This window comes from Corallococcus caeni (assembly GCF_036245865.1).
GTDB lineage: Bacteria > Myxococcota > Myxococcia > Myxococcales > Myxococcaceae > Corallococcus > Corallococcus caeni.
On the sequence record NZ_BTTW01000007.1, the window covers coordinates 23487 to 49756 of the forward strand.

The 26270-nt window shown below is 70.2% G+C and carries 24 protein-coding genes and 1 tRNA gene; 14 read left to right on the forward strand and 11 right to left on the reverse strand.

All coding sequences use genetic code 11. The features are described from left to right. Positions 1-16: 16 nt before the first annotated feature. From AABA78_RS27180 to AABA78_RS27200, 5 genes are all read right to left on the reverse strand, one after another. The gene (locus tag AABA78_RS27180; protein ID WP_338267257.1) at positions 17-451 is read right to left on the reverse strand and encodes a response regulator transcription factor; all 435 of its coding nucleotides are present in this window, start codon (positions 449-451) and stop codon (positions 17-19) included. 363 nt (positions 452-814) lie between these two features. Beyond that, a tRNA-Sec gene (locus tag AABA78_RS27185) sits at positions 815-913 on the reverse strand. Between the two features lie 43 nt (positions 914-956). Beyond that, entirely contained in the window at positions 957-1925 is a 969-nt protein-coding gene (locus AABA78_RS27190) for a methyltransferase domain-containing protein (protein WP_338267258.1), read from the reverse strand. Positions 1926-2089: 164 nt separating this feature from the next. Then, the gene (locus AABA78_RS27195) at positions 2090-2383 is read right to left on the reverse strand and encodes a hypothetical protein (protein ID WP_171412506.1); all 294 of its coding nucleotides are present in this window, start codon (positions 2381-2383) and stop codon (positions 2090-2092) included. A gap of 29 nt (positions 2384-2412) precedes the next feature. Beyond that, entirely contained in the window at positions 2413-3486 is a 1074-nt protein-coding gene (locus tag AABA78_RS27200) for a metallopeptidase family protein (RefSeq protein ID WP_171412507.1), read from the reverse strand. A gap of 88 nt (positions 3487-3574) precedes the next feature. Between AABA78_RS27200 and AABA78_RS27205 the strand changes: the two genes are divergently transcribed. Both AABA78_RS27205 and groL read left to right on the forward strand, forming a co-directional pair. After that, on the forward strand, positions 3575-3931 hold the full coding sequence (locus AABA78_RS27205) for a response regulator (protein ID WP_120529801.1): 357 nt from the start codon (positions 3575-3577) through the stop codon (positions 3929-3931). Between the two features lie 180 nt (positions 3932-4111). Next, on the forward strand, positions 4112-5755 hold the full coding sequence (gene groL / locus AABA78_RS27210) for a chaperonin GroEL (protein ID WP_171412508.1): 1644 nt from the start codon (positions 4112-4114) through the stop codon (positions 5753-5755). A gap of 86 nt (positions 5756-5841) precedes the next feature. On the opposite strand, the gene sinK is transcribed toward groL, so the two are convergent. Continuing rightward, complete coding sequence (sinK, locus tag AABA78_RS27215; RefSeq protein WP_338267261.1) at positions 5842-7359, reverse strand: hybrid histidine protein kinase/response regulator SinK; 1518 nt, start codon at positions 7357-7359, stop codon at positions 5842-5844. Between the two features lie 167 nt (positions 7360-7526). Between sinK and AABA78_RS27220 the strand changes: the two genes are divergently transcribed. Continuing rightward, positions 7527-7916, forward strand: a complete 390-nt coding sequence (locus AABA78_RS27220) for a demethoxyubiquinone hydroxylase family protein (protein WP_338267262.1) — start codon at positions 7527-7529, stop codon at positions 7914-7916. Between the two features lie 14 nt (positions 7917-7930). Here the strand turns inward: AABA78_RS27220 and AABA78_RS27225 are convergent, their stop codons facing one another. Further along, positions 7931-9313: a GGDEF domain-containing protein gene (locus AABA78_RS27225; protein ID WP_338267264.1), complete on the reverse strand. Its 1383-nt coding sequence runs from the start codon at positions 9311-9313 to the stop codon at positions 7931-7933. 52 nt (positions 9314-9365) lie between these two features. On the opposite strand from AABA78_RS27225, the gene AABA78_RS27230 reads away from it, so the two are divergent. The 4 genes from AABA78_RS27230 to nadC all read left to right on the forward strand — a co-directional run bounded on the left by AABA78_RS27230 (position 9366) and on the right by nadC (position 15988). Further along, complete coding sequence (locus AABA78_RS27230; protein WP_338267265.1) at positions 9366-10181, forward strand: chemotaxis protein CheW; 816 nt, start codon at positions 9366-9368, stop codon at positions 10179-10181. Between the two features lie 117 nt (positions 10182-10298). Next, positions 10299-11567, forward strand: a complete 1269-nt coding sequence (locus AABA78_RS27235; protein WP_338267266.1) for a response regulator — start codon at positions 10299-10301, stop codon at positions 11565-11567. Between the two features lie 53 nt (positions 11568-11620). Then, positions 11621-15100 (forward strand): valine--tRNA ligase, encoded by a 3480-nt coding sequence (locus AABA78_RS27240; RefSeq protein WP_338267267.1) that lies wholly within the window; start codon positions 11621-11623, stop codon positions 15098-15100. A 9-nt stretch (positions 15101-15109) separates the two neighbouring features. Then, positions 15110-15988 (forward strand): carboxylating nicotinate-nucleotide diphosphorylase, encoded by an 879-nt coding sequence (gene nadC / locus AABA78_RS27245; protein ID WP_338267269.1) that lies wholly within the window; start codon positions 15110-15112, stop codon positions 15986-15988. Positions 15989-16077: 89 nt separating this feature from the next. Here nadC and AABA78_RS27250 read toward each other — a convergent pair whose 3' ends face one another. Further along, a complete protein-coding gene (locus AABA78_RS27250; protein WP_338267270.1) occupies positions 16078-17697 on the reverse strand; it encodes an alkaline phosphatase family protein in 1620 nt (539 codons plus the stop codon). A gap of 93 nt (positions 17698-17790) precedes the next feature. Between AABA78_RS27250 and AABA78_RS27255 the strand changes: the two genes are divergently transcribed. From AABA78_RS27255 to AABA78_RS27270, 4 genes are all read left to right on the forward strand, one after another. Further along, positions 17791-18201: an acyl-CoA thioesterase gene (locus tag AABA78_RS27255; RefSeq protein ID WP_338267271.1), complete on the forward strand. Its 411-nt coding sequence runs from the start codon at positions 17791-17793 to the stop codon at positions 18199-18201. Positions 18202-18244: 43 nt separating this feature from the next. Then, complete coding sequence (glpX, locus tag AABA78_RS27260; RefSeq protein WP_171412518.1) at positions 18245-19210, forward strand: class II fructose-bisphosphatase; 966 nt, start codon at positions 18245-18247, stop codon at positions 19208-19210. 45 nt (positions 19211-19255) lie between these two features. Beyond that, a complete protein-coding gene (locus AABA78_RS27265; RefSeq protein ID WP_014396139.1) occupies positions 19256-19681 on the forward strand; it encodes a type II toxin-antitoxin system RatA family toxin in 426 nt (141 codons plus the stop codon). A gap of 419 nt (positions 19682-20100) precedes the next feature. Continuing rightward, positions 20101-20280 carry a hypothetical protein gene (locus AABA78_RS27270; protein ID WP_171412519.1) on the forward strand — a complete coding sequence of 60 codons (180 nt, stop codon included), beginning with the start codon at positions 20101-20103 and terminating at the stop codon, positions 20278-20280. A gap of 107 nt (positions 20281-20387) precedes the next feature. Here AABA78_RS27270 and AABA78_RS27275 read toward each other — a convergent pair whose 3' ends face one another. Further along, a complete protein-coding gene (locus AABA78_RS27275; protein ID WP_338267277.1) occupies positions 20388-21476 on the reverse strand; it encodes an ADP-ribosylglycohydrolase family protein in 1089 nt (362 codons plus the stop codon). An 80-nt stretch (positions 21477-21556) separates the two neighbouring features. Here AABA78_RS27275 and eno point away from each other — a divergent pair, with 80 nt between their 5' ends. From eno to AABA78_RS27290, 3 genes are read left to right on the forward strand one after another with little or no spacing between them, the layout of a single operon-like run. Further along, entirely contained in the window at positions 21557-22855 is a 1299-nt protein-coding gene (gene eno, locus AABA78_RS27280; protein WP_338267279.1) for a phosphopyruvate hydratase, read from the forward strand. 2 nt (positions 22856-22857) lie between these two features. After that, entirely contained in the window at positions 22858-23649 is a 792-nt protein-coding gene (gene surE / locus AABA78_RS27285; RefSeq protein WP_338267281.1) for a 5'/3'-nucleotidase SurE, read from the forward strand. Positions 23650-23693: 44 nt separating this feature from the next. Then, entirely contained in the window at positions 23694-24578 is an 885-nt protein-coding gene (locus AABA78_RS27290; protein ID WP_338267283.1) for a peptidoglycan DD-metalloendopeptidase family protein, read from the forward strand. A 29-nt stretch (positions 24579-24607) separates the two neighbouring features. Here AABA78_RS27290 and AABA78_RS27295 read toward each other — a convergent pair whose 3' ends face one another. Both AABA78_RS27295 and AABA78_RS27300 read right to left on the reverse strand, forming a co-directional pair. Continuing rightward, entirely contained in the window at positions 24608-25240 is a 633-nt protein-coding gene (locus AABA78_RS27295) for a CHRD domain-containing protein (RefSeq protein WP_121781480.1), read from the reverse strand. A gap of 108 nt (positions 25241-25348) precedes the next feature. Next, positions 25349-26233: a LysR family transcriptional regulator gene (locus AABA78_RS27300; protein ID WP_338267288.1), complete on the reverse strand. Its 885-nt coding sequence runs from the start codon at positions 26231-26233 to the stop codon at positions 25349-25351. Between the last annotated feature and the right edge of the window lie 37 nt (positions 26234-26270).

Genomic DNA, 26270 nt, shown 5'->3' on the forward strand with positions numbered 1-26270 from the left:
TGCGGTTGACCGTGTTTCACGGGACGTCAGAGGTTGCCACGGCGTGCTGGAGTTCCACGATGAGATCGCGTCGCGAGCTCAGTCTGAGTTTGACGAGCGCGCGGCGCAGGTGCGTCGCGATCGTGGACTCGGTGAGCTTCAGTTCGATGGCGATGAGCTTGTTGGAGTGTCCCTGGATGGCCTGGAGGACGACCTCCTGCTCGCGCGAGGAGAGGCAGGAGAGCGAGGGCCGGTCCAGGCCAGGCTCCGGGGGGCTCACCGAGAACCGGACCAGCAGGTCGGCGCGGGAGTAGACGCCCTGCTTCTGGTAGATGGCGGCGATCTGGTTCGCCACGGTCCCCACGCTGGTGCCACGGCATGCGGCGATCTGCTTGTTGGTCCAGCCCTGGAGGAGGAGGTCGACGATCTCCTGTTCGGCGCTGGTCAGGGGGCGGGAATCGAAGGGATTCACCTGAGCCCTCCTGGCGGGAGGATGAAACACGGACTCGAGGGAAGGGGCGCTTGGTTCATGAGGGGGGGGCGCCGTGAAGCAGGACGCTGCTTGCACGCACACGCGCCGCCGGCTGCAAGGCCAGGACCATTGTCGCGACCTGCTGAAATCACGTGCTACGCCCGTAGCATTCACGGGCGTCCTGCGTGCTGGCCGGACGCAACTGCGTCAGCGTGCGCGCGTCACCCGCGTGGGAGATGGACCTGAGGGGTCGATAACCTTCACACCGGATGGTTACGCCCGGATAGCAAAGCGGCCGTCTGACGCCCGCGCGACCAGTGGCTGGCTTTGAGCGGTTGATTGCGATCAGCGCGCCGTGAGGTTTGGCGGTAGGGCACGGGAATCGAACTCGCCAGGGACTGCTCTCGCAGCCCCTCACCGGTTTTGAAGACCGGGCCGGCCACCAGGTCCGGAGGCCCTACCGCCGCGGATTACCGCCGCTTTGGCGCCGGCCCGTCAACCACCGTCACGGCTTGCGCGCGGACACGACGGCGTACTCGTCGCAATTGAACAGCGCGGTCCACTGGCGCTGCTCCGGCGTCATCCGCATGGCCCGGTGCACGTCCGCGCGCACCTGGTGCAGGGACGTGCTCCCCGGCTTCTTCTCCAGCTGCGTCATCCCGCGCAGCGCCACGATCGCCGTGTTCACCGCCGGGTACACGTCGTCCGCGATGGACTCCACCTTCGCGTCCTGGAACCCCGCCCGCCGCAGCTCCGACAGGTAGCGCTCCGTCGACCAGACGTTCTCCTCCGGAAAGGCAATGAGCCCCCGCCAGTAGCGGTAGCGCAGCCGCTGCCGCAGCCCGGCGCCCGACTCGCGGTCCGTCTTCTGCGCCATGTCCGCCATCACCAGCCGGCCTCCCGGCTTCAGCACCCGGAACGCCTCGCGCAGGAAGTCCTGCCGCGTCCGGAAGTGCATCGCGGACTCCAGCGCGAACACCACGTCGAAAGCCGCCTCACCGCCAGGCAGCGCCGTCGCGCTTCCCACCTCCAGCCGGACCACGCCCTCCAGCCCCGTCAGCTTCAACCGCTCGCGGCCCACCCGGACCTGGTTGGGCGTGATGTTCACCCCGACGATGCTCGCGGGCTTGAACTCCTCCGCCCACAGCAGGTCCTGATCCGCGTACCCGTTGCCGCAGTCCATCACCGCGTCGCCGGGCCCCAGCTTCGCCGTCCTCGCCAGCAGGCGCGCCATCTCCGCCTGCGCGGACCGGAACAGCTCCCCCACGCGCTCCACGTTGGTGTCGTCCACCTTCTCCACGTGCTTCCAGTAGCCCAGGTTGATCCAGAAGGGCTCCCGGCCCGTCGTCACCCGGATGTCCTGCGGCGCCGGCAGCCCCGCCACCCAGGCCCCTGTCTCGTTCGTGTAGAACCGCTCCGGGTCCGCCAGGAGCGCACTCTTCAACCGCGTCGCGACCTGCCTCACGTTGACCATCCCAAGCCTCCTTGGCCGTCCAACCGATGGCCGGAACCCTAGCCGGTGTCACGGTGATTCCAGGCCTGGCTCGCATGTCGGTTTTCACTGGTGAAAGGAGCGGGGACGCCCGCCCGCTGTCCCAGGGGGCGCCGAGCCCGGGGCCTGACGCGTCCGCCGTGGCCCTACTGGCAGATGCCCGGGCAGTCCGCGGACCTGCCGGGCTGGCACGTGTCGGTCGGATCATCCACGCAGTTCGTCCCGGACACGTCCGCCACGCAGGCTCCGAAGAGGCCGCCGCAGCAGCCGACGTAGCCCTCCGGCACGTCACACGGCGTCGGGAACGCCTGGCACGTCCCGGTGTCCGAGCGCGCGAACACCACCACCTGCGGACACACTCGCGGAGTGTCGTCCCCGCCGCCCGTGCATCCCGTCAGGCCCAGCACCGCCATCAGCCCCAGCTTCGTCCATGCTCGCATGACGAGCATCAGGGCAGGGGAGATGCGCGCTAGTCCAGACCCCGCTCCCACAGGTCGTCCTCATCCAGACCCATCAGGTGACCGACCTCGTGCATCACCGTGATGCCAATCTGCTCGATGAGCTCCTCGCGGGTGCGCGCGAAGCGCTCCAGGTTCTTCTGGTACAGCACGATGGAGGGCGGGAAGTGATCCGCCGCGTCCATCACGCTGCGCTCGCCCACGGGCGTGCCCCGGAACACCCCCAGGATGCACGGCGACAGCGGCGGCTGCTGACCCAGCAGGTCCTCGTCCGACGGCAGGTCCTCCACCGCCAGGGTCACGTTGTCCATGTACTGCTTCACCTGCGAGGGCAGGGCGCGCATCGCGTCCTCCACCGCGCGGTCGAACGCCGCCTCCTCCAGGGCCACCGGCGGCGGCAGCTCCTCCGGGGCCAGCACCTGCGCCCGCGTGAAGCGCTTCTTCGCCTCGCGCGCGTCCTTGCGCCGCTCCGCGATGAGCCCCAGGTAGTGGTGCGCCCACGGCTCGTCCGGCGCGTCCTTCAACACCCGCTCGAAGGCCTCCTGCGCGGGCGCGAAGCGGCAGAGTTCAAAAAGCGCGATGCCCCGCTCCAGCTGTGCGTCCGGGGAGCGCGGCATGTGCGTCAGCGCCTGGTCCAGACTCTTGAGCGCGGCCTCGCACTCCCCCAGTTGGTTGAGGCCCATCCCTTCCAGCAGGAGGAACTCGTAGACGAGCTCCACGTCGTCGGCCTTCTGCGCAAGCTTCCGCCCGCGGCCGCACCACTCCAGCCCCTCCTCCACCGCCTCGCGGTCCTCGCCCGTGCGGCACACGAGGAACTCCGCCGCGCCGAAGAGGATCTCCAGGTCCTCCGGGGCGGCCTTCAGGGCGGCGCCATAGGCCCTGCCCGCGTCCTCCAGGCGGCCCACCTCCACCAGCGCGGCGGCCCGGTAGTGCAGGGCTTCTGCCGAGTCCGGAACGTCCCGGAGCAGGGCGTCGGCGCTGGCGAGCGCGGCCTCGAAGTCCTGCGCCTCGAAGGCGTCAGCCACCCCCTCCAGTCGCGCGTCCACGCCCCTCGCCTCCCCTTGCTTCGCCGTGCGCTTCGCCATACGGGCAGGCAGCTAAGAAGCCGTCCTTCGCGTTGTCAACGACCGGCGTGGCTGTTACCTTCCAGCGCCCCGTTTTGGCCCGAACCCCGTGAACATCCTGGTCGTCGACGACGATTACGAGCTGTGCACCATGCTCTCTCGCTACCTGGAGATGCATGGCTACACCGTGTTCTCGGCGTCGGACGCGCTCCAGGCCCTGGACATCATGGAGCGGCATCCCGTGGGGCTGGTCATCACCGACTACCTGATGCCCCACCTGGACGGCATCCACTTCACGGAGATGCTGAAGGCGGACCCCCGCTTCCAGAACATCTCCGTCCTGATGATGACCGCCAGCAACGACGCCAACATCTCCGACCGCGGCCTGCGCAAGGGCGTCGCCATCACCCTGCAGAAGCCCCTGGACATGGGGCAGTTGCTCAACCTCGTGCGCTTCGCGGAGTAGGGCCTTCCAGAGGTCGCCTGAACCCCCCACCCGGGCGGGCCAGAAGGCGTCCTCAGGCCCACACGCCTGCCCCTTTCCGTTGACATCGTCGACGCGACCCTTATGTTGGCGCTCGACATGGCCGAGTGCTAACGGCCATCCCCATTTGTAAAAATTCCCCAAGCATTATCGGAGGTTGCGATGGCAGCGAAGGAAATCTTCTTCCATCAGTCCGCGCGGGATTCCATCCTGCGTGGCGTCCGGATCCTCGCGGATGCGGTCGCGGTGACGCTCGGTCCCAAGGGCCGCAACGTGGTCATCGAGAAGAGCTTCGGCTCGCCCACCATCACCAAGGACGGCGTCACCGTCGCCAAGGAGATCGATCTCGAGAACCGCTTCGAGAACATGGGCGCGCAGATGGTGAAGGAGGTCGCGTCGAAGACCTCCGACAAGGCGGGCGACGGCACGACGACGGCGACGGTGCTGGCGCGCGCCATCTACGAGGAGGGCCTGAAGCTGGTGGCCGCCGGCCACAGCCCCATGGACCTCAAGCGCGGCATCGACAAGGCGGTGGAGGTGGTGGTGGCGGAGCTGAAGAAGCTCTCCAAGCCCACGTCCGACAAGCAGGCCATCGCGCAGGTGGGCACCATCTCCGCGAACGGTGACGAGACCATCGGCACCATCATCGCGGACGCGATGGAGAAGGTGGGCAAGGAGGGCGTCATCACCGTCGAGGAGGCCAAGGGCCTGGAGACGACGCTCGACGTGGTGGAGGGCATGCAGTTCGACCGTGGCTACGTGTCGCCGTACTTCGTCACGAACCGCGATCGCATGGAGGTCGTCATGGACGACCCCTACATCCTCATCAGCGAGAAGAAGGTCTCGTCGATGCAGGACATGATCCCCGTGCTGGAGCAGGTGGCGCGCTCGGGCAAGCCGCTGCTCATCATCGCGGACGACATCGAGGGCGAGGCCCTGGCCACCCTGGTGGTCAACAAGATCCGCGGCGTGCTGAACGTGGCCGCGGTGAAGGCGCCGGGCTTCGGTGACCGCCGCAAGGACATGCTCAAGGACATCGCCACGCTGACGGGCGGCATGGTGGTGAGCGAGGAGCTGGGTCACAAGTACGAGAACCTGACCCTCACCGACCTGGGCCGCGCCAAGCGCATCACGGTGGACAAGGACAACACCACCATCGTGGACGGTGCCGGCCAGAAGGCGGACATCGAGGGCCGCATCAAGCTCATCCGCACCCAGATCGAGACGGTCACCAGCGACTACGACCGCGAGAAGCTCCAGGAGCGCATGGCGAAGCTCGTGGGCGGCGTGGCGGTCATCAACGTCGGCGCGGCGACCGAAGTGGAGATGAAGGAGAAGAAGGCCCGCGTGGAGGACGCGCTGCACGCGACCCGCGCGGCCGTCGAAGAGGGCATCGTCCCTGGCGGCGGCGTGGCCTACATCCGCAGCCTCAAGGCGCTGGACGGCCTGAAGCTGGGCGGCGAGCAGGACTTCGGCGTGGACATCATCCGCAAGGCGCTCCAGGAGCCCCTGCGCAAGATCTCCAGCAACGCCGGCGTCGAGGGCGCCGTCGTCATCAACAAGGTCAAGGACGGCACCGGCGCGTTCGGCTTCAACGCCCGCACGGAGACCTACGAGGACCTGGAGAAGGCCGGCGTCATCGACCCGACGAAGGTCGAGCGCACCGCGCTGCAGAACGCCGCCTCCGTGGCGTCCCTGCTGCTCACCACCGAGGCGATGATCGCCGAGCGCCCGAAGAAGAAGGCCAAGGGCGGCGCGGGTGGCGGCGCCATGCCGGAGTACGGCGGCGACGACATGGACTACTGAGCCGCTTGAAGGCTCCGTAGCGCCGTAGGGTTTTTCCGGCCCCGGTGGGCTCCGCGCGAAGCGGGGCACCCGGGGCCGGAGTCTTTTCAGGGGGACGTCTTCTTGAAGGCCAGGCCCAGCTCCCGGCTGAGCGCCGCGGTGTCGGAGAGCAGCTTGGGCAGGCACGCGGCGGCCCCGGCGCGCAGCGACGCCAGCGCCGTCTCCATGGTGAGGTGCTCCGCCAGCACGACGAAGGGCGCGCCCTGGCTCAGGCCCCGGGCCAGCTCCAGCGCCTTCTTGCCGTAGGCCGGCGCGAAGTCCCACGACACCACCACGCCCACGGGCGGCTCCAGCGCGGCCACCTCCGCGCCCGCGACGACGCGGGCCTCCAGCCCCAGCAGGCCCAGCGCCTCTGAAATCAGCCGCGCGGTGGCCGGGTTGTCCTCCAGCACGTCCACCCGGCGCATGGTGGCGCTGGGGGCTGGGGTGGGCGGCGCCGCGGGCGTGTACAGCGCCTGTCGCAGGAGCGCGCGCACCTGGCGGATGTCGTCGAAGGGCTTGAGCAGGTAGTCCACCACGCCCAGCTGCAGCGCCTGCTGCGTCGTCACCAGCGACGGGTAGCCCGTCATCAGGATGACGCGCGAGGCGGGGTCCAGCTTGCGCGCGTGCTGGGCCAGCTCCAGGCCGGACAGCCCGGGCAGGTTCTTGTCCGTGACGATGAGGTCCACGCGCGACGCGCGCAGAATCTCCAGCGCGGCCTCGCCCGTGGCCGCTTCAATCACCTCGCACTCCTTCTCCATCAGGTCCTTGAAGACCATCCGGATGATGCCCTCGTCGTCCACCACCAAGAGCCGCTTGCGCGGCGGGCGGGGCGCGTCCGTGGGAGGGAAGAGCACGCGGAACACCGTGGCCGGGGGCGGCACCTCGCGCAGCGTCGTCGGCGGCACCAGGGCGATCTGCGCGTGGTGCTCCTGCGCGATGCGCCGACAGACGGCGAGCCCCAGGCCGGTGCCGCGTTTGCTGGCGGAGACGTAGGGCTCGAAGATGCGCGTCTTGAGGTCGTCCGGGATGCCCGGTCCCCAGTCGGACACGTAGAGGGCCGCGGACGCGCCGTCGCGCGCGAGCGTCACCTTCACGCGGCCCCGGCCGGACATGGCGTCGCGCGCGTTGTTGAGCAGGTTGAGCGTGAGCTGCTCGATGAGCCGCGCGTTGCCCTGGATGGTGAGGTCCTCGGGGGCCTCCACCTCCAGGGAGATGCGCGCCGAGTCCGGGTTGACGCTGAACACCTTCGCCGCCGCCCAGATGGGCGCGGCCAGGGCCAGCCGCTGCTGCGGGGCCGGCCGCTCGCTGGCCAGGCGGATGAAGTCGGAGACGATCTGCTCCATCCGCTCCACCTGCGCGAGCAGCAGCTTCAGCGGACCGCTGGCGCCTCCCTCCTCGGCCAGCAGCTGGGCGTAGGCCTTCGCGCCCAGCAGGGGCTGGCGCAGCTCGTGGAGGACCTCCGCGGCCACCTGGTGGGTATGGGCGTTGGCGCGTTGCAGCGCCGCCGCCGCGAGCCGTGCCTTGTCCAGGTCCCCCGCGTCCAGGGCCTGGAGCAGCTGCGCGAGCGGCGAGGGGGTCTCCATGCGAAGGAGCATGACGGACGCGGGTGTTCAGGCGCAACGCACCCCCAGCGGGATTCGGTTGACCCCGCTCGCGACCGAACGGATGCTCGCGACCGCCCTCAGCGGGGCCTGACGGGACGCGCATGCCCGCTCGCCTGCTGGGGACTCTCCCTGTCGCAGAGGCCCTCATGCCGCAGACGAACCCGTTCCACTCGCTGGTGCCCCGGAAGCTGACGGACTCCGAACTGGCCCGCTCCATCCGGCTCAACATCGAGGCGGAGCTGGACGCCATCAACCTCTACGCCGCGCACCTGGACGCGACGGACAACGAGGAGGCGAAGGCCATCCTGCGGCACGTCATGGACGAGGAGCGCGAGCACGCCGCCCTGTTCTGGCAGCTCATCGCGCGGTTGGATCCGGAGCAGGCCCAGCACGACCGCGAGGCGTCGCAGAAGTACCGCCTCATCACCACCGGCGCGTCCCACGAGGAGGTGGAGGCGGTGGGCGAGGGCGGTGGTGCCGAACCCGCGGAGGTGGAGCTGCCCAAGCGCCTCACCGTGGGCAGCCTGCGCAAGTAGCGCGGGCCCTGCCGTCAGCCCTGCGGGGGCGGCGGGTTCTGACGGCGCTCGGCCGGGGTGGCTTCCAGGTCCTGCGCCGCCATGTAGACGACGTTCCGGGTGCCGCGCTTGCCCCGGTACATGGCCCGGTCGGACAGGTCCAGCAGGTGGTCCTTGTCCTGGGCGTGCTCCGGGAAGCTGGCCACGCCGATGCAGGTGGTGAGCTTGAGCGCCAGCCCCTCGCGGCCCAGGAACTGGTGGGTCTCCATGGTGCGGCGGATGCGCTCGGCGACCTTGAGGGCGCCGCCGGAGTCGGTGCCGCGCAGCAGCACCACGTACTCGTCGCCGCCGAAGCGCGCCACCACGTCCGGGTCGCGCACGCAGCCCTTGAGCACGCGCGCGGCCTCCACCAGCACGCGCGAGCCCACCAGGTGCCCGTGCGTGTCGTTGATGGCCTTGAAGCGGTCCAGGTCCAGGAACAGCAGGGAGAAGGGCCGCTGCGTCTGGAGGGCCTCGTTCACCTCGCGGTCCAGCACCAGGTGCAGGTAGCGCGTGTTGAACAGGCGGGTGAGGTCGTCGACGTACGCCAGGTCCTCCACGGCGGCGAAGCGGCCCAGGTTGCGCAGGGCCAGCGCCCAGTTGCGCACGAGGAAGCTCACCGTCTCCGGGTGGTGCTCCGGAGGGGCGCTGTCGTGGAAGAGCACCGCGTGGCCCAGCACCGTGTCGCCGTCCACCGCGGGGAAGGTGAGGGTGCGCGGCCAGGGCACCTGCAGGCCGTCGAGTGACTGGGGCGTGCGCGTTCCCGCGAGCCGCTCGGTGAGCTGCGGCACCAGCGCTTCGTACAGGTCCTCCGGCAGGCCGCGCATGCCGTGCGAGCGGAAGCCCGAGGCCCCGGGGTCGCGCTCCAGGAGCATCACGGCGGAGGCGTTGGCCATGGACTCCAGCGCGTCCGCGGTGGCGGCGGCCAGCCGCTCGCGGTCGAGCGTGGTGGCGATGCGCTGGCCCGCCTCCAGGAGCGCGACGTGCTGGCGCAGGGACGCGTTCTCGCGCATCAGGTCGCGCGTGGTGAGCGCGCGGCGCAGGGCGTGCTGCAGGGCCTCCGGCGCCACCGGCTTGACCAGGTACTCCGCCGCGCCGCTCTTGATGGCGCGCACCGCGGGGGCGACCTTGTCCAGGCCGGTGATGACCACCACCTCCACGCCCGGATAGCGCTCGCGAACGTGGCGGAGGATCTCCATGCCGTCGCCGCCGGGGAGGATGAGGTCCGTCACCACCGCGTCGAACCGGCCCGCGGCGAGGGCGGTCTTCGCATCCGCCACGGTGGCGACCGCCGTGACGATGTGTCCCGCGGCCGTGAGGTAGTCGCCGTAGAGGTTGCGGGCGATCTTTTCGTCGTCGACGAGGAGCAGTCGCGCCATGACTGTTCAGGGCTTAGCACCCAACCCTGGAAGGCTGCTAGGGTCCCCCGCCGTGTCGCCCTTTGAAAGCGGACGGCGGCTCTGCCTGCTGGTGGAGGCCGGTGAGACGCGCTACGCGGTGGAGGCCACGTCCGTCATCGAGGTCGCGATGCCGGGGGCTCGCGGCGCCAGCCTGCGCGGCGTGCTGGAGGTGAAGGATCTCTCCGCGCTGCTCGGCGGCCCCCCCGAGGACGTGCCGGGCATGGTGGTGGTGCTGGACGTCAGCCCCACGCTCGCGGTGCGGGTGCGCTCCGTGGTGGAGGTCGCGGACGTCGCGCGGGATCCGTTCTTCCTCCTGCCCCCCGGCCTGGCGGACTCGCTGGCGCCCCTGAGCCGGGGCGCGGTGCTGCACAAGGACCGGCTGTACCTGGAGCTCATCGTGGAGGCGCTGCCGCACCGGGCGGGCCCCCGGGCGACCCCGCCGGAGCCCCGGCCCGTGCACTGGGCGGACGCGCCCCCGGAGCGGGCGCTGGTGCTGGAGTCCCAGGGCGTGCTGTTCGGCGTCCCGCTGGGCAACGTCTCCCAGGTGGTGCCCCGGGGCGAGGCGTTCAGCGTCCTGCCGGTGCAGAGCGGGCCCGTGGCGGGCGTCTATCCGCACGCACAGGCCCTGTGGCCCATCTGCTCGATTCCGGCGCTCCTGGGGGCGCCGGCCCGGGTGGAGGACCTGTTCGTCCTGACGGAGCTGGCGGGGCGGAATGTGGGGCTGGCGGCCACCCGGGTGCTCGGCGTGCTGCAGAAGTTCAAGCCGGCCGAGCTGACCGGAACCTTCCGGGCGCCGGGGCTACCGGATCCGGTGATGTTACTGGACCTGCAGCGCATGTTTTCTTGATCGGCCCAAAGCGCGAATCCTAAGCTTCTCCGATTGACACAGGGCGTGCAGGCAGGCTTGCTCGCCCGAAATCTCAAACGAATTCAGGGGGGTATGCGCCCCCCGAGGCCGGAGCCGATGCCCAAGAATCTACTGATCGCCGACGACTCGCTCACCATCCGCAAGGTGATCGGGATGATCTTCGCGACGGAAGACTTCCAGGTGACCGCGGTGGACAACGGGCTGGACGCCATCTCCCGCACGCGCGAGCTGCGTCCGGACGTGGTGCTCGCCGACGTGATGATGCCGGGCAAGAGCGGCTACGAGGTCTGCGAGGCGCTCAAGAGCGACCCCTCGACGCAGGCCATCCCGGTGCTGCTGCTGGCCGGCACCTTCGAGGCGTTCGACGAGAACCGCGCGAAGGCCGCCCGGGCGGACGACCACATCACCAAGCCCTTCGAGAGCCAGATCCTCCTCGACAAGGTGAAGGCCCTGGTGGGCCAGAAGTCCAACACCATGCCCGCGTCCGCCGCGACGCGCGTGCTGCCCCAGACCGCCGCGCCGGTGGCCCCGGCCGCCGCGCCGCCCGCCGCCGCCGCGCCTCCGGGTGCGCGTCCCGCGGGTGCGCCTCCTCCGGGCGCCATGCCTCCGGGCGCGCGTCCTCCGGGTCCGGGCATGCCGCCTCCGGGCGCGCGTCCTCCGGGCGCGGGAGTGCCGCCGCCTCCGGGCGCCGCGCGTCCGCTGCCGGGCGCCGTGCCGCCGGGCGCGCGTCCTCCGGGTGCGCCGCCGCCGGGCGCCATGCCGCCGGGTGCGCGTCCTCCGCCGGGCGCCGTGCCGCCGGGCGCGCGTCCTCCGGGTGCGCCGCCGCCGGGCGCCATGCCGCCGGGTGCGCGTCCTCCGCCGGGCGCCGTGCCGCCGGGCGCGCGTCCTCCGGGTGCGCCGCCTCCGGGCATGGCCGCGCGTCCTCCGGGCCCTGGCGCTCCGAACATCCCGGGTGGCTTCCCGCGTCCTCCGGGCGCCGCGCCGCTGCCCTCCGCGCCCCCGCCCGCCGCGGTGCCTCCGGCGGCCCGGGCCCGCGACCCGTTCGGCCTGGGTGCTCCATCCGCTCCGGCCGCGCCTCCCGCCGCGCAGGCCCGCACGGAGAGCATCCGCATCGAGGACTCGCTGCCCGAGCCCAGCGGCGCGGAGGAGATCTCCCTGGACATCGGCGGTCCGTCGCCGGCCACTCCGCCCGCGCGCGCCCGTCCGGCCGCGGATGGCGGCGAGGCGCAGCTTCGCGAGGCGCTGTCGAAGGCGTCCCGCGAGGTCATCGAGAAGATCGCCTGGGAGGTCGTCCCGCAGCTGGCGGAGACCATCATCCGGGAAGAGCTGGAGCGGCTCATCAAGGACCGCGAGACCCAGCACTGATTCGCAGTCCCCCCTGATTCCCCGCCGGCCCCGTCGGGGGCCGGCCGCTTGCAATGACTGACACGACTGAACTGTCCAAGGCCTACGAGCCCTCCGAGGTGGAGGCGCGGTGGTACAACCACTGGCTGGAGCGCGACTACTTCCGCGCCGAAGCCCCTTCCGCCAAGCCGCCGTTCAGCATCGTGCTGCCGCCGCCCAACGTCACGGGCAGCCTGCACATCGGCCACGCGCTCACCGCCACCATCCAGGACATCCTCACGCGCTGGAAGCGCATGAGCGGCTTCAACGCGCTCTGGCTGCCGGGCACGGATCACGCCGGCATCGCCACGCAGATGGTGGTGGAGAAGGAGCTCAAGAAGACCGAAGGCAAGAGCCGCCACGACCTGGGCCGCGAGGCGTTCCTCGAGCGCGTCTGGACGTGGAAGGGCAAGTTCGGCGCGCGCATCGGCGAGCAGCACCGCTACCTGGGCGCGTCGCTGGACTGGAGCCGCGAGCGCTTCACCATGGACGAGCAGTCCTCGGCCGCGGTGCGCGAGGTGTTCGTCCGGCTGTACGAAGAGGGCCTGATGTACCGGGCCCAGAAGCTCATCAACTGGTGCCCGTCCTGCCGCACGGCCCTCTCCGACCTGGAAGTGGAGCACGAGGAGAAGAACGGCTCGCTCTGGCACATCCGCTACCCGGTGAAGGACAGCGACCGCTCGCTCACCGTGGCGACGACGCGCCCGGAGACGCTGCTGGGCGACACGGCGGTGGCCGTGCACCCGGACGACCCGCGCTACCTGGGCCTGGTGGGCCGCAGCGTGTCCCTGCCGCTCACGGACCGCGAGATCCCCATCATCGCGGACGCGGAGCTGGTGAACATGGAGTTCGGGACGGGCGTGGTGAAGGTCACGCCCGCGCACGACTTCAACGACTACCAGACGGGCCTGCGCCACAAGCTGCCGATGCTGTCCATCCTGGACGAAGCGGCGCGGATGACGAAGGACACCGGCAAGTACGCGGGCCTGGACCGGACCGAGGCGCGCAAGCAGGTGCTGGCGGACCTGACGGAGCTGGGCCTCCTGGAGAAGGAGGAGCCGCACAAGCTGAGCGTGGGCACGTGCCAGCGCTGCGCCACGGTGGTGGAGCCGCGCCTGTCGCCGCAGTGGTTCATCAAGATTGAACCGCTGGCGAAGCCCGCCATCGAGGCCGTGCAGCAGGGCCGCACGAAGTTCGTCCCGGAGTCGTGGACGAACACGTACTTCCACTGGATGAACAACATCCACGACTGGTGCGTGAGCCGCCAGCTGTGGTGGGGCCACCAGATCCCCGCGTGGTACTGCACGGCGTGCACGCCCCCGGAGGCGCGCTCGAAGGACACGGCGGACGTCATCGTGTCGCGCACGACGCCGGAGTCCTGCCCCAAGTGCGGCGGCACGGAGCTGACGCAGGACCCGGACGTGCTGGACACCTGGTTCTCGTCCGCGCTGTGGCCGTTCTCCACGCTGGGCTGGCCCAGGCAGACGGCGGACCTGAAGACCTTCTACCCGACGTCCGTGATGGAGACGGGCCACGACATCATCTTCTTCTGGGTCGCCCGGATGATGATGATGGGCCTGCACTTCATGGGCGATGTGCCCTTCCGCACCGTGTACCTGCACGCGATGGTGCGCGACGAGAAGGGCGAGAAGATGTCCAAGACGAAGGGGAACGTGATCGATCCCCTGGACGTCATCCTCGGCGCGAAGGCGGACGCGCTGCAGCCGTCGCTGCGCAACCGCTTCCCTCAGGGCATGCCCGCGCACGGCGCGGACGCGCTGCGCTTCACGCTGGCGTCGCTGACGCAGCAGGGCCGCGACATCAAGCTGTCCATGGATCGCCTGGGTGGCTACAAGGCGTTCTGCAACAAGCTGTGGAACGCCAGCCGCTTCGCCCTGATGAACATGGGCGACTTCAGCCTGGACCGCACGCCGCTGGAGGGCCGCAAGCTGACGCTGGCGGACCGGTGGATCCTCTCCCGGCTGCAGACGGCCACGGAGCAGACGCGCGCGTCGCTGGAGGCGTTCGGCTTCGCGGAAGCGGCCTCCACGCTGTACCAGTTCCTGTGGGCGGAGTTCTGCGACTGGTACATCGAGCTGGCGAAGGGCTCGCTGTACGGCGAGGACGCGGAGGCCAAGGACACCACGCGCGCGGTGCTGGTGACGTGCCTGGACCGCATCCTGCGGCTGATGCACCCGTTCATGCCGTTCATCACCGAGGAGATCTGGCAGAAGCTGCCGATGTCCAGGCCCACGGAGAGCATCTGCATCGCGGCGTACCCGGAGCCGGAGACGGCGTGGGTGGACGCGGCCGCGGAAGGTGAGATGGCGCCGGTCATCGCGGCCATCGAGGGCCTGCGCACGCTGCGCGGTGAGAGCAACCTGCCGCCGTCCGCCAAGGTGAAGGCGGTGGTGCAGAGCCCGGACGCGACGACGCGCGAGCTGCTGGAGCGGTGGCGCGCGTACCTGATGCCGCTCGCGGGCCTGTCCGAGGTGGTGGTGGGCCCGCCGGGCGCCAAGCCTCCGCAGGCGGCGGCGTTCGTCAGCGGCAACCTGGAGATCTACGTGCCCCTGGCGGGCCTGGTGGATCTGGACGCGGAGCGCGACCGCCTGAAGAAGGAGATCGCCCGCGCCGAGCAGGAGCTCTCGAGTTTGCAGCGCAAGCTGGACAACCCGAACTTCGTGGCCCGTGCTCCGCCGGACGTGGTGGAGAAGGACAAGGCCCGGGTGACGGAGCTCCAGGAGCGCACGGTCAAGCTGCAGGATCACCTCCAGCGCATCGCCCCGGAGCCCCCCATGTCCGAGACGCCGTCACCGTTACCGGGCAGCACCGAGTCCGAAGCCCCTGAAGCGTCCGAGAACATCGCGCCCGAGAGCGCGCAGGTGAAGGTGGCCGCCGAGCCGCGGGCACCAAAGGACGAAGGCGTGAACCTGGGCCAGGAGCTGAAGGGCGAGATTGAAGCCGAGGAGGCTTCACAGGCGCCCAAGGCGGCGGACCCGGTGGTGGAGGAGGCGCTCAACAAGCTGCGCGAGGGCACCAAGGAAGGGCTGTCCGCGGCGGACCACCACGACCTGGGCGTCGCGTACATGAGCATGGGCCTCGTGGACGACGCGATGCGCGAGTTCGACCGGGCCAAGGAGGGCGGCGACGCCCGCGAGGCGCCGGAGGGCTCGGCGAAGCCGGTGAAGAAGGCCGCTGGGAAGAAGCCGGCCGCGAAGAAGGCTCCGGCGAAGAAGGCCTCGGGCAAGAAGCCGGCCGCGAAGAAGGCGGCGGGCAAGAAGGCCCCCGCGAAGAAGGCCGCTGGGAAGAAGCCGGCCGCGAAGAAGGCGGCGGTGAAGAAGGCCCCTGCGAAGAAGGCGGCGGGGAAGAAGGCCGCGGGCAAGAAGACGGCCGCGAAGAAGGCCCCTGCGAAGAAGGCTTCCGCGAAGAAGGCGGCGGGGAAGAAGGCCGCCGCGAAGAAGTCCGCGGCGAAGAAGACCACTCGGGGCAAGCCGGCGCGCAAGGCGCGCCGGTAGGAGGCGGAAGTGCAGCAGGATTATCTCGATCGGCTCATCGCGCTGTCCCTCGACGAGGACCTGGGCGCGGCGGGGGACGTCACCTCGCTGGCGGTGGTTCCCGCTGACGCGGAGGGCAGTGGTGAGCTGGTCGCGAAGGAGCAGATGATCGTCGCCGGCCTGGATGCCTTCGTCCGCGTCTTCCACATGGTGGACGCGGAGGTGGAGGTGGAGGTCCTCAAGCGCGACGGCGAGGAGATCAAACCGAAGGTGGTCGCCGCGCGCGTCCACGGCAAGCTGCGCTCGCTGCTCGCCGCGGAGCGCACCGCGCTCAACCTGGTGCAGCGCGCCGCCGGCATCGCGACGCTGGCCCAGCAGGCGATGACCTCCGTGCGGGGGTCGAAGCTGCGGGTGCTGGACACGCGCAAGACACCGCCGGGCATGCGGGGCCTCGCGAAGCACGCGGTGCGGATGGGCGGCGCCTCCAACCACCGCTTCGGCCTCTTCGACGGCATCCTCATCAAGGACAACCACATCGCGGCGGTGGGTGGAGACATCACCGAAGCGGTCCGCCGTGCGAAGCTGAATGGCCCTCGGCTGGTGAAGATTGAAGTGGAGGTCACCAACTTCAAGCAGTTGGAGGAGGCCATCGCCGCGGGCGCGGACGTCATCATGTTGGACAACATGGACGACGCGCAGATCCGCGAAGCGGTGAAGCTGACGGCGAGCCGCGTGCCCATCGAAGTCTCGGGCGGCGTCACGTTGGATCGGCTGCCGAGGCTCGCGAAGCTGGGCGTGGACTTCGTGTCCATGGGCGCGCTGACGCACTCGGCGCGGGCCATGGACCTGTCGCTGGAGATCGCGACGACGAAGAAGCCCGCGCGAAAGTCCCGCCCCACACAGGGCTGACGCGACACTTCATTCCACGTTGTTTGAAGGGCAGGGCGGGCCGGTGGAACCGGATCCGACCTGCCCTTTGCTTTCGACGGGCGCCGCGCTCACCGCGCCCCGGTGAGCGCCTCCGCGCGCGGCTTGCCCTCCGCCGACGCGGGCATGCCCATCTCCAGCAGCGCGGACAGGGTAGGGGCCACGTCCACGGGGTTGATCTCCTCCAGGTACAGCCCCGCCTTCACGCCCTTGCCCGCGAACACCACGGGCACCTGCGTGTCATAGGAATACGGCGTGCCGTGGTTCGTGCCGCGCGGATAGTCACTGATCACCTGGAAGGGCTTCGACATGTACAGCACGTCGCCGCTGCGCATCGGGTAGTAGCCGCGCCGCATCGCCGCCATGAGCCCATCCGGATCCGCCGCCGTGGCCAGGTCGTCCTTCGCCACCGCCCACACGGTGTAGGGCTGCTTCGCCAGCCACGCCGCCGCCGCGCGCCGCACCGCCACCGCGTCCACCTTGCCGTCGTCCAGCGCCTTGCCGCCCAGGTACACGTCCAGCTCCAGCAGCTTCACCGTCACGTCCACGCCGAACTTCGCCTTCAGCTCCTGCGCCAGCCCCTTCGCCGCCTCCACCGGGTTGAGCCGCGCCGCCGGCACGCCCGCCTGCGCCCACGCCTCCGGGATCTCCGCGCCGCCGTGGTCCGCCGACAGCGCGATGACCAGGTTCGCCTTCCCGCCCGCCGCGCGCTCGGCGGCGGCAATGAGCTCGCCCATCGCCTGATCCAACCGCAGCATCGTGTCCTGCATCTCCCACGAGTACGGCCCGAACGCGTGGAACACCGCGTCCGTGCCGCTGAAGCTCACCGCGAGGATGTCCGGCACTTCGTCCCTGCCCAGCCCTTCACCTTCAATGGCCGCCTTCGCCGCCTGCACCAGCAGGTCATGCGAGAACCCCGACACCGCGAACGCCCGGTACGACGCGGGCCCGGGCGCCTGGAGCCCGCCCTTCAGCGCGTGGGGGAACACGCGCCCCATGCCATAGGCCTCCGGCTCCACCGCGCGGTCATCGTCACCCACGTACTCGGCGCGCGGGCGCAACAGCTCCCACGTCTTGCTGAAAGTCGCGTCCGCCAGCTTGCGCGCGTTGAACGCCTGCATCCACGCGGGCTCCGCTTTCGCGTACCAGGTGCTCGTCACCATCCGCCCCGTGGCCTCGTCGAACCACCACGCCTGGCCCTGCCGCCCGGCCAGCGGAATGGCCGCTCGCGACTTGTACGACAGCGCCACCACCTTGCCCCGGCCCTGCGTGGACACGCGCAGCCGGTCCGCCAGCGTCTCCGCCATCAGGTTCACCGGGCTCGTGTCCGACCCCGGGGGCGTCTCCCCGTTCAGCACCGGATGCGTCGGGTCCGTGTAGACCTGCACCGCCTGTCCGGCCGCGCGGTCGTAGACGTCGTTGTCCACGATGCCGTGGCGCCAGGGGTTCGCGCCCGTGGCCAGCGTCGCGTGGCCCGGGGCCGTGCGCGCCTCCGCGTAGGCGTACCGGGCGTAGGGGTAGTACGCGCCCGTGGAGAGCAGGCGGCCCAGGCCTCCGGTGAGGCGCGGACGGCTTCGGAGCAGGAGGTCGCTGCCCATGGCGTCCACGCTGATGAACAGCGTGAGCTTGGGGGCCTTGGCGGCAGCCGGCAGGGCGAACAGGACGAGGAGGGCGGCGAGGAAGCGCGACATGGTGCGGCAGCCTCTCCGGCCGGATGAACAGAAGCAACCAACATGCGCGCCCACCGCTTGGACACGTCACCCCGCCCTGATATGGGCGCCTCAATGGTCGAGGCACGGCTGCGCGTCATCTACGGCGACACGGATCAGATGGGGGTCGTCTACTACGCGAACTACTTCCGCTACTTCGAGTTCGCCCGCAGCGAGTTCTTCCGTGCCCACGGAGGCAGCTACCGCGAACTGGAGAGCACCGGACTGCTCTTGCCCGTGGTGGAGGCCAGCGCCCACTACAAGGCGTCCGCGCGCTACGACGACCTGCTCCTCATCCGCACCACCCTGGACGAGTTGCGCCGTGCGTCACTCGTGTTCACCTACGAGCTGCTGCGCGACGGTGACGCTCCCACGCTCCTGTGCACCGGCCGCACGATGCACGCCTGCGTGGGGCGCGACGGTAGACCCCAGCGACTGCCCCAATCCATCGCCCGCCTGAAGGCCGCGGACGACACCGACACCTGAAGCTTTTCCCCTTCCCGAATTCCCGAACGAGGAGCACCCGACAATGGATCGCAACCTGGCAATGGAGGTCGTGCGCGTCACCGAGATGGCGGCCATCGCCTCCGCCCGGCTCATGGGCCGCGGCAACAAGGACGAGTCCGACCAGGCCGCCGTGGACGCGATGCGCCGCGCCTTCGACGCGCTGAACATCGACGGCACGGTCGTCATCGGAGAGGGCGAGCGCGACGAGGCGCCCATGCTCTACATCGGTGAGCGCGTAGGCGCCCGCGCCGCCGGCGCCCCCGAGGTGGACATCGCCCTGGACCCGCTGGAGGGCACCAACCTGTGCGCCTACGGCCGCCCGGGCTCCATCTCCGTCGTGGCCATGTCCAGCCACGGCGGCCTGCTCAACGCGCCCGACACGTACATGGAGAAGATCGCCGTCGGCCCTCGCGCCAAGGGCGCCATCGACCTGATGAAGTCCCCCACGGACAACCTGCGCTCCATCGCGGAGCGCATGAAGCTCTACGTGGAGGACCTCACGGTCATGATCCTCGACCGCGAGCGCCACGCCGACCTCATCAAGGAGGTCCGCGCCGCGGGCGCCCGCGTGCGCCTCATCGAGGACGGTGACGTGGCGGGCGCCATCGCCACCTGCTTCGAGGGCTCCGGCGTGGACGTGCTCATGGGCATCGGCGGCGCGCCCGAAGGCGTCATCGCCGCGGCGGCCATCCGCGCCACCGGTGGCGACATGCAGGGCCGGCTCGTGCCGCGCAACCAGGGCGAAATCGAGCGCGCCAAGAAGATGGGCATCGCCGACATCCACAAGATCTACGCCGCCGAGGAGCTGGCCCGCGGTGAGGTGATGTTCGCCGCCACGGGCGTGACCAGCGGCGACTTCCTCAAGGGCGTGCGCTTCTTCGGCGGTGGCTGTGAGACGCACTCCGTCGTCATGCGCAGCAAGACGGGCACCGTCCGCTTCATCCAATCCATCCACAAGTTCGACAAGAAGCCGGGCTACGCGCCGTAAGCTGTCCCCCAGCCTGAGTCCTTCACGCCTCCCGGAGACACCGTCATGGCCGGCGCCACGCGCACCATCACCATCAACGCCCCCGTCGAGAAGGTCTTCGACATCATCACGAACTACGACCGCTACGCGGAGTTCCTCCCGGAGGTGAAGAAGGTCTCCACCTCGCAGCGCCAGGGGAACACCGTCCAGGTGCACTACGAGGTCGATGTGGTGAAGCGCATCCGCTACACCATCCGCGTCACCGAGGAGCGCCCCAAGCGCATGTCCTGGACCTTCGTCGAGGGCGAGGTGATGAAGGACAACAAGGGCAGCTGGACGCTGGAGCCCGAGGGCGAGGGCAAGACGCGCGCCACCTACAACGTGGAGATGGCCCTGGGCGCCCTCATCCCCAAGGCCATCATCAACACCCTCACGGAGACCCAGCTCCCCAAGATGCTGGAGGCCTTCAAGCGTCGCGCGGAAGCCCCCTGACGGCTTTCGTCGACGGCCTCCGTCACCGCTGACGTTCCGCGTCAGCTCCCCGCCCGCCAGCCTGTCTTCCCACGCGGCCCACGCCGTGCAAGGGAGCAGGAGGGCGGGCGGGCCCTTTTCGGCTGGAGCCGTGCCGCGCGAGGGCAGGGGGGCCACCTGAAATGAGTCGTGTTGCGGCGCGCGGTGGGCGCATTAGGATCAGGCGAATTTTGAACGTCCACGGACGTCTCCCTGACATCCGTGGCACGGTTGCCCTGTCCCGGATGTCGGGAGCTGGACGAGCAGCCATGCGGAATCAGGGCGGCGTCCCCAGAAAGAAACCGGGGTTCTTAATTTGCATCAAAGAGATGTGGAAGTGGTAAGGGGGCGGGACGGCGGGCGTACATCGGGGTACGTAGGCTGAGGGAGAGACCGAACCCATGCTCGACGCGTTCATCATTGAAGAAATCAAGCGCCGCGAGCGGCTCCGCCGCGAGGATTACGAGCGGCCGGTAGTGGAGCTCCCACTGCCCGCACCCGATGACCGTCCCCACCGGAGGACGGACACCGAGGACGAGAAGCCGTCGCGAGGCGTCGTCGTCATCGACCTCCTCGGCTGATGACCCATCCCACCCGTGGCCCCGGAGCCACGGCGTGTCCTCAAGCCCGCGGACGGGCCTTCCCTCACCGGACGGCCCCCGCGGGCTTCGCATTTGCGGGGCTTTCCTTAGGCCGGGGCCAGCAGCAGCAGGTGCCGGGGGTGGTACACCTCCCACAGCACCGTCCCCTTCTGGAGGGGGTTGTAGGGCTGGAGGGCCAGGAGGACCTTCTCGCACCACTCCTCCGGCAGCGCCCCTTCACCGTGGAAGGCGCCCACCAGCGCGCCGGTGACGGAGGCGTGCACCTCCGTGTCGCCGCCCCGGTGGATGACGTCCAGGAGCGCGGCCTCCGCCGTGGGCACGTGGAGCAGCTCCCAGAAGGCCAGCCGGAACGCGGCACGCACCGCGTTATTGCCGGGCCGGTGCATGTGCAGCTCCGGGCCGTAGAGCTGCGGGTCGTCCTTGGCCGCCAGGGCCAGGTCCTCGCGCAGGAGGCCCGCGGCCTGGGACACCTCCTGGACGTAGTCCTTCTCCTGCTTCCCCAGGGCGGCGGCCGCCAGGGAGATGCCCACCTCCGCGGCCGGCAGCAGGTCCTCGGCCTTCAGGTTCGGCCCTCCCGTCACCGCCTTGGCGATGGCGGCGCACAGCCCCGCGCTGGCCAGCTGGCTGCGCGGGTCGAAGTGGGTGAGGGCGGTGTCCTCCAGCGCGGCCCTGGCCAGGGCGAAGGAGTCCTTCGCCAGGACCACGCCCAGGGGCACCACGCGGGGCAGGGCGCCCGCGGGGGCCAGGCGGCGGAAGTTCTTCTGCCAGACGCGCTTGCCGGCGTCCTTCAGCTGGGGCGTGGGGCTCGCGTCACACTCCTGGAACAGCTCCCGCATGGGCTCGCTGACGGAGATGGCGTGCGGCTGCCACGCCCGGTAGCGCTTGAGCGCGTCCCCTGCGTCATAGCGCTTGAGGTCGCGCAGGCTCAGGGCCAGCGCCACCGCGAGCTGGGTGGGCTCCGTCACCTGCCCCTTGCGCAGGTCGTGTTGTCCACCGCCGTGCATGCCCTGGTACGGCCCCTCGGCGAGCTGGGGGAAGGCCGGTGCGTAGAAGGGCCTTCCTGCGGTGGGCACGGCCAGGGCGTTGCCGATGGCGAGGCCCAGCAGGGCACCCCGGGCGCGTTGACCGGGAAGCGGGTCGGGGCCCGTGGCGCGGCGCTTGGGAGGAGGAGGCATTCGGCGGCTGGACACTGTAGCAGGCGGCCCGTGCGAGCGCGCTTGCCCGTTCCGGCCGTGCCTCGTAGAAACGGCCGCCTATGACCGAGATCGCTCAAATCCTGGCGCGTGAAGTGCTCGATTCCCGTGGCAACCCGACCGTGGAGGCCGAAGTGCTGCTCGTGGGCGGCTCGCGCGGCCGCGCGACGGTGCCCTCCGGCGCCTCCACCGGCGAGCACGAGGCGCACGAGCTGCGCGACGGTGACAAGGGCCGCTACCTGGGCAAGGGCGTGCAGAAGGCCGTGGACCACGTGCGCGACACCATCGGGCCCGCGCTCATCGGCATGGACGCCGTGGACCAGGTCGCCGTGGACCAGCGGATGATTGAACTGGACGGCACGTCCACCAAGTCCAAGCTGGGCGCCAACGCCATCCTCGCCGTCTCCATGGCCGCCGCGCGCGCCGCGGCGGACGCGCACGGCCTGCCGCTGTACCGCTACGTGGGCGGCCTGCAGGCGCGCACGCTGCCCGTGCCGCTGATGAACATCCTCAACGGCGGCGCGCACGCGGACACCCGCGTGGACGTGCAGGAGTTCATGGTGGTGCCCGCCGGCGCGAAGACCTTCGCGGAGGGCCTGCGCTGGGGCGCGGAGGTGTTCCACGCGCTCAAGAAGATCCTCAAGGGCCGCAAGCTGGCCACGGGCGTGGGCGACGAGGGCGGCTATGCCCCGGACCTGCCGGCCAACGAGGAGGCGCTCAAGCTCATCATGGAGGCCATCGACGCCGCGGGCTTCAAGGCGGGCGAGCAGCTGTTCCTGGCGCTGGACGTGGCCGCGAGCGAGTTCTTCGACAAGGGCTCCAAGAAGTACAAGCTCAAGGGCGAGGGCAAGGAGTACGACTCGCAGGGCCTGCTGGAGTACTACCGGGGCCTGACGCAGAAGTACCCCATCATCTCCATCGAGGACGGCATGGCGGAGGATGACTGGGAGGGGTGGAAGAAGCTCACCGACGCGCTGGGTGACAAGGTGCAGCTCGTGGGCGACGACCTCTTCGTCACCAACGTGGAGCGCCTGGCCAAGGGCATCCAGACGGGCACGGCGAACTCCATCCTGGTGAAGGTGAACCAGATTGGCTCCCTGACGGAGACGTTCGACGCGGTGCGCATGGCGCACAAGGCGGGCATGACGTCCATCATGAGCCACCGCTCCGGCGAGTCCGAGGACACCACCATCGCGGACCTCGCGGTGGCGCTGGACTGCGGGCAGATCAAGACGGGCTCGGCGTCGCGCTCCGACCGCGTGGCCAAGTACAACCAGCTGCTGCGCATCGAAGAGGAGCTGGGCGCCGGGGCGCGGTACGCGGGCCGTACGGCCTTCCGCTCGCTCGCGAAGAAGCAGTGACCGTGAGCACTTCGCGCCCCCGCATCCTCGTCTCCAACGACGACGGCTACTTCTCCGAAGGGCTGCAGACGCTCGTGGAGGCGGTGAGCCCCCTGGGCGAGGTGTGGGTGGTGGCGCCTGACCGCGAGCAGAGCGCCGCCTCCCATGCCATCAGCCTGCACCGGCCGCTGCGCATCAAGGAGGTGCGCGAGCGGTGGTTCGCCGTGGACGGCACCCCCACGGATTGCTCGTATCTGGCGGTGAACCACCTGCTGAAGGACAATCGTCCCCAGCTCATGGTCTCCGGCATCAATCACGGCGCGAACCTGGCGGACGACGTCACGTACTCCGGGACGGTGGCGGCGGCCATGGAGGCCGCGTTCCTGGGCGTTCCGGCCATCGCGTTCAGTCTGGTGACGCGGGGGCCGTTCGACTTCGGGCCGGCGGGCCGCTTCGCGCGGGCGCTGGTGACGGAGGCGCTGTCGCGGCCCCTGCCGCCCCGGATGCTCCTCAACGTGAACATCCCGGGGGGCGTGGAGCCGGACGGCTACGTCATCACCCGGCAGGGGCGGCACTCCTACGGCTACAACGTCGTGGAGAAGGAGGACCCGCGCGGCCGCAAGTACTACTGGATTGGCGGCACGGAGTACGCGCACGAGGACATCCCGGGCAGCGACTGCAACACCGTCTTCGACGAGAAGCGCGTGTCGGTGACGCCGCTGCACTTCGAGATGACCGACCACGGTCGCATCCCCGAGCTGTCGGGGTGGAACCTGCAGGGCTTCAAGCGGCACGGTTCGGGCGGCGGTGCCTGAGTTTGGGGCCGGGCGGCTCCAGCCGAGCGGGCAGGGCGCTCTGGGTGTTGCTCGCGGCCGCGCTGTTCAGCGGCTGCGTGGGCACCCAGGCCGCCTCCTCCTCGCAGCTGGACACGGCGGACGCGCGCTCGGTGTCCACGAGTGACGGCAAGCCGCTGTCGTTCGCGCTGAGGCCCACGCACGAGGAGCCGGAGCTGGTGGCGGTGCGCCACCGCGTGGGCCCGGGCGAGACGATGTACCGCATCGCCAAGACGTACGGCATCACGGTGGAGGAGCTGGCGCGGGCCAACGGCATCAAGGATCCGCGCGAGTTGTCCGTGGGCCAGGAGCTGATGATTCCGGGGGAGGAGCCCCCGAAGTACGGCGACCCGGGGCCGCTGTCCGACGAGGAGCCGGAGCTGGTGCTGTCGAAGCCGGGGCAGGCGCCGGTGTCCACGCCGCGCCGCTCGGTGCCCGCGGTGTCGCGCCGCGAGGATCCGCCGCGTGCGCGCGTGGTGTCGGGGCGGCCGGGCGCGCCGTCGCGTCCGAGGCTCGCGACGCAGGGGTTGCTCGACTGGCCGTTGAGAGGCGTGCTGTATGGCCGCTTCGGAAAGAAGGGCAAGGAGCCGCACGACGGCATCGACCTGGCGGCGCCCGCGGGCACGCCCATCAAGACGGCGCAGGAGGGCACGGTCCTCTACGCGGGCGAGCAGAAGGGCTACGGCCTCATCGTCATCGTGGAGCACGCCCCTCCGCTGATCACCCTCTACGCGCACAACCGCGACCTGCGCGTGAAGACGGGACAGAAGGTCCGGCGCGGGCAGGTCATCGCCACGGTGGGCGAGTCCGGCCGCACGTCCGGCCCGCACGTGCACTTCGAGGTGCGCGCGGATGGGAAGCCGGCGGATCCGCTGGAGTACCTGGGCGTGATGCCGTCCGCGTCCGAGTAGTCCTCGTTCCGCCGGACACGAGGCGGCGCTCAGGGCTGGACGGCGTAGAGCTGCCCGCGCATCTCTCCGTAGTAGGTATGGGCCTTGGTGTGCAGGTTGAAATAGAGCACGCCCTTGCGCGCGAGCGACTCGAGCCCGGCCAGCGTCCGCGTCTGGGCCAGGAAGCCCAGCTCCGCCGGACAGCTCTCCGGGAGCCCGGACTTCATGCCCTTCATGTCCTTGACGAAGGTGATGTTCGCGTTGGTCAGCTCCACCGACCAGCGTCCGTTGGCGAGCGTCTTCGTCAGGTTGCCCGACTCGCCGAAATCCACCACCACGGGACCCAGGACGCCCGGCGGTCCGCAGTGGATGTGGAACATGAGGATGTCGGCGGGATTGACGCCGGTCATCTCGACCTCGACGTAGGCCCGCGTCAGGTCCTTGGAGAAGCGCAGCACCCCATGGCCCCGGGACATGCGCTGCTCCCTCGGCGTCGAGGGCGCGGTGGCCCCCAGGCTCTTCTGCAGGAGCTTGGGCGTTTCGGACTCCTCGCCGGGCTCCTGGGCGGGGCTGAGGAAGGCTTCATAGACGGTGAAGGTCGTCGCGCCGAGCGCGGGGTCCTTGGCATGGGAGGACAGCGCGCCGAGGGTCAGGACGAGGGTCAGGGACATGGGGATTCGCAAGGCGGACTCCTGCACGAAGGGAACGCCATATGGCGTAGCGTGGACGCCTGCCCCCGGGGATGGCCAAAAGTGGCCACCCGATGACCGGCTTCGGTCCACGGGCGCGCCTCACAGCGGTGCGATGATCCGCCGGATGTGTTCGAGCACCTGCCGGATCTTCGGAAGCTCACTGAGCGCCTCCGGCACACTCACGCGCAGCGGTTGCTCACGCCCCACGACGTCCGCGAGCACGGGGACCAGTGCCCCCTCCACCTCGCCCGGGTCCGCCAGGTCCACGCTGGGAATCAGCCCGATGCCTTGCCCCGCGAGGCAGCACGCCCGAATGAGATGGATGTCCGTGGAGATGAGGGCGGGTTCCACCTGGAACGCGGGGCCTCGAAGCTGGGGCCACAGGCATGCGTCGCCCCCCGGGCCCTGCCAGGAGAACAGTTCGTGGTTCCGGAGGGCCTCCACGGAGTCTGGCAGACCGCGCTCACGCAGGTAGTCCGCGCCTGCCCAGAGGCGCTCGCGAACTCGCAGCACCACCTGGGAGATCCAGGGGCCACGGGGCATGTCCTCCCCGAAGTGCACCGCGAGGTCCACGTTGTCGAGCGGCTCCCCCAGCGGATGGTCGCTGAAACATGCGTGCACCCGCAGGAGTGGATAGGTGCTCCGCAGCAAGCCGAACAGCGGCGACAGCAGGTGTGGCGGAAGGCCCACCGGCAGCACCACGCGCAGGAGCCCCGAGGGGGCCTGCCCGACCTCGCGCAGTGAGGCCACCAGCGCGCGTGTTTCCTGCATCATCAGCCGGCCGCGACGGGCGAGCACCTCGCCCGCCTCCGTCAACACCACGCCCGTTCGGGTGCTCTTGAGCAGAGGCACTCCCGCGCGCGCCTCCAGCGCCTCGACGCGACGCCGCAGCGTCGTCCTGGCCACTCCCAGGATGTCCGCCGCGGCCAGGAACGAGCCCGTCTCCGCGACGCCGACAAAGGCACGCAACTCTTCCAGGTCCATGCGCTCGACACGCCGGAGCGGACCGTCCAGGCCCGCT

Bases quoted from the DNA above. Each gene is read 5' to 3' on its own strand.
- AABA78_RS27190 (WP_338267258.1), bottom strand. From the start codon at position 1,925: ATGGTCAACGTGAGGCAGGTCGCGACGCGGTTGAAGAGTGCGCTCCTG.
- AABA78_RS27195 (WP_171412506.1), bottom strand. From the start codon at position 2,383: ATGCGAGCATGGACGAAGCTGGGGCTGATGGCGGTGCTGGGCCTGACG.
- AABA78_RS27200 (WP_171412507.1), bottom strand. From the start codon at position 3,486: ATGGCGAAGCGCACGGCGAAGCAAGGGGAGGCGAGGGGCGTGGACGCG.
- groL (WP_171412508.1), top strand. From the start codon at position 4,112: ATGGCAGCGAAGGAAATCTTCTTCCATCAGTCCGCGCGGGATTCCATC.
- sinK (WP_338267261.1), bottom strand. From the start codon at position 7,359: ATGGAGACCCCCTCGCCGCTCGCGCAGCTGCTCCAGGCCCTGGACGCG.
- AABA78_RS27220 (WP_338267262.1), top strand. From the start codon at position 7,527: ATGCCGCAGACGAACCCGTTCCACTCGCTGGTGCCCCGGAAGCTGACG.
- AABA78_RS27225 (WP_338267264.1), bottom strand. From the start codon at position 9,313: ATGGCGCGACTGCTCCTCGTCGACGACGAAAAGATCGCCCGCAACCTC.
- AABA78_RS27235 (WP_338267266.1), top strand. From the start codon at position 10,299: ATGCCCAAGAATCTACTGATCGCCGACGACTCGCTCACCATCCGCAAG.
- AABA78_RS27240 (WP_338267267.1), top strand. From the start codon at position 11,621: ATGACTGACACGACTGAACTGTCCAAGGCCTACGAGCCCTCCGAGGTG.
- AABA78_RS27250 (WP_338267270.1), bottom strand. From the start codon at position 17,697: ATGTCGCGCTTCCTCGCCGCCCTCCTCGTCCTGTTCGCCCTGCCGGCT.
- AABA78_RS27255 (WP_338267271.1), top strand. From the start codon at position 17,791: ATGGTCGAGGCACGGCTGCGCGTCATCTACGGCGACACGGATCAGATG.
- glpX (WP_171412518.1), top strand. From the start codon at position 18,245: ATGGATCGCAACCTGGCAATGGAGGTCGTGCGCGTCACCGAGATGGCG.
- AABA78_RS27265 (WP_014396139.1), top strand. From the start codon at position 19,256: ATGGCCGGCGCCACGCGCACCATCACCATCAACGCCCCCGTCGAGAAG.
- AABA78_RS27270 (WP_171412519.1), top strand. From the start codon at position 20,101: ATGCTCGACGCGTTCATCATTGAAGAAATCAAGCGCCGCGAGCGGCTC.
- AABA78_RS27275 (WP_338267277.1), bottom strand. From the start codon at position 21,476: ATGCCTCCTCCTCCCAAGCGCCGCGCCACGGGCCCCGACCCGCTTCCC.
- eno (WP_338267279.1), top strand. From the start codon at position 21,557: ATGACCGAGATCGCTCAAATCCTGGCGCGTGAAGTGCTCGATTCCCGT.
- AABA78_RS27300 (WP_338267288.1), bottom strand. From the start codon at position 26,233: ATGGACCTGGAAGAGTTGCGTGCCTTTGTCGGCGTCGCGGAGACGGGC.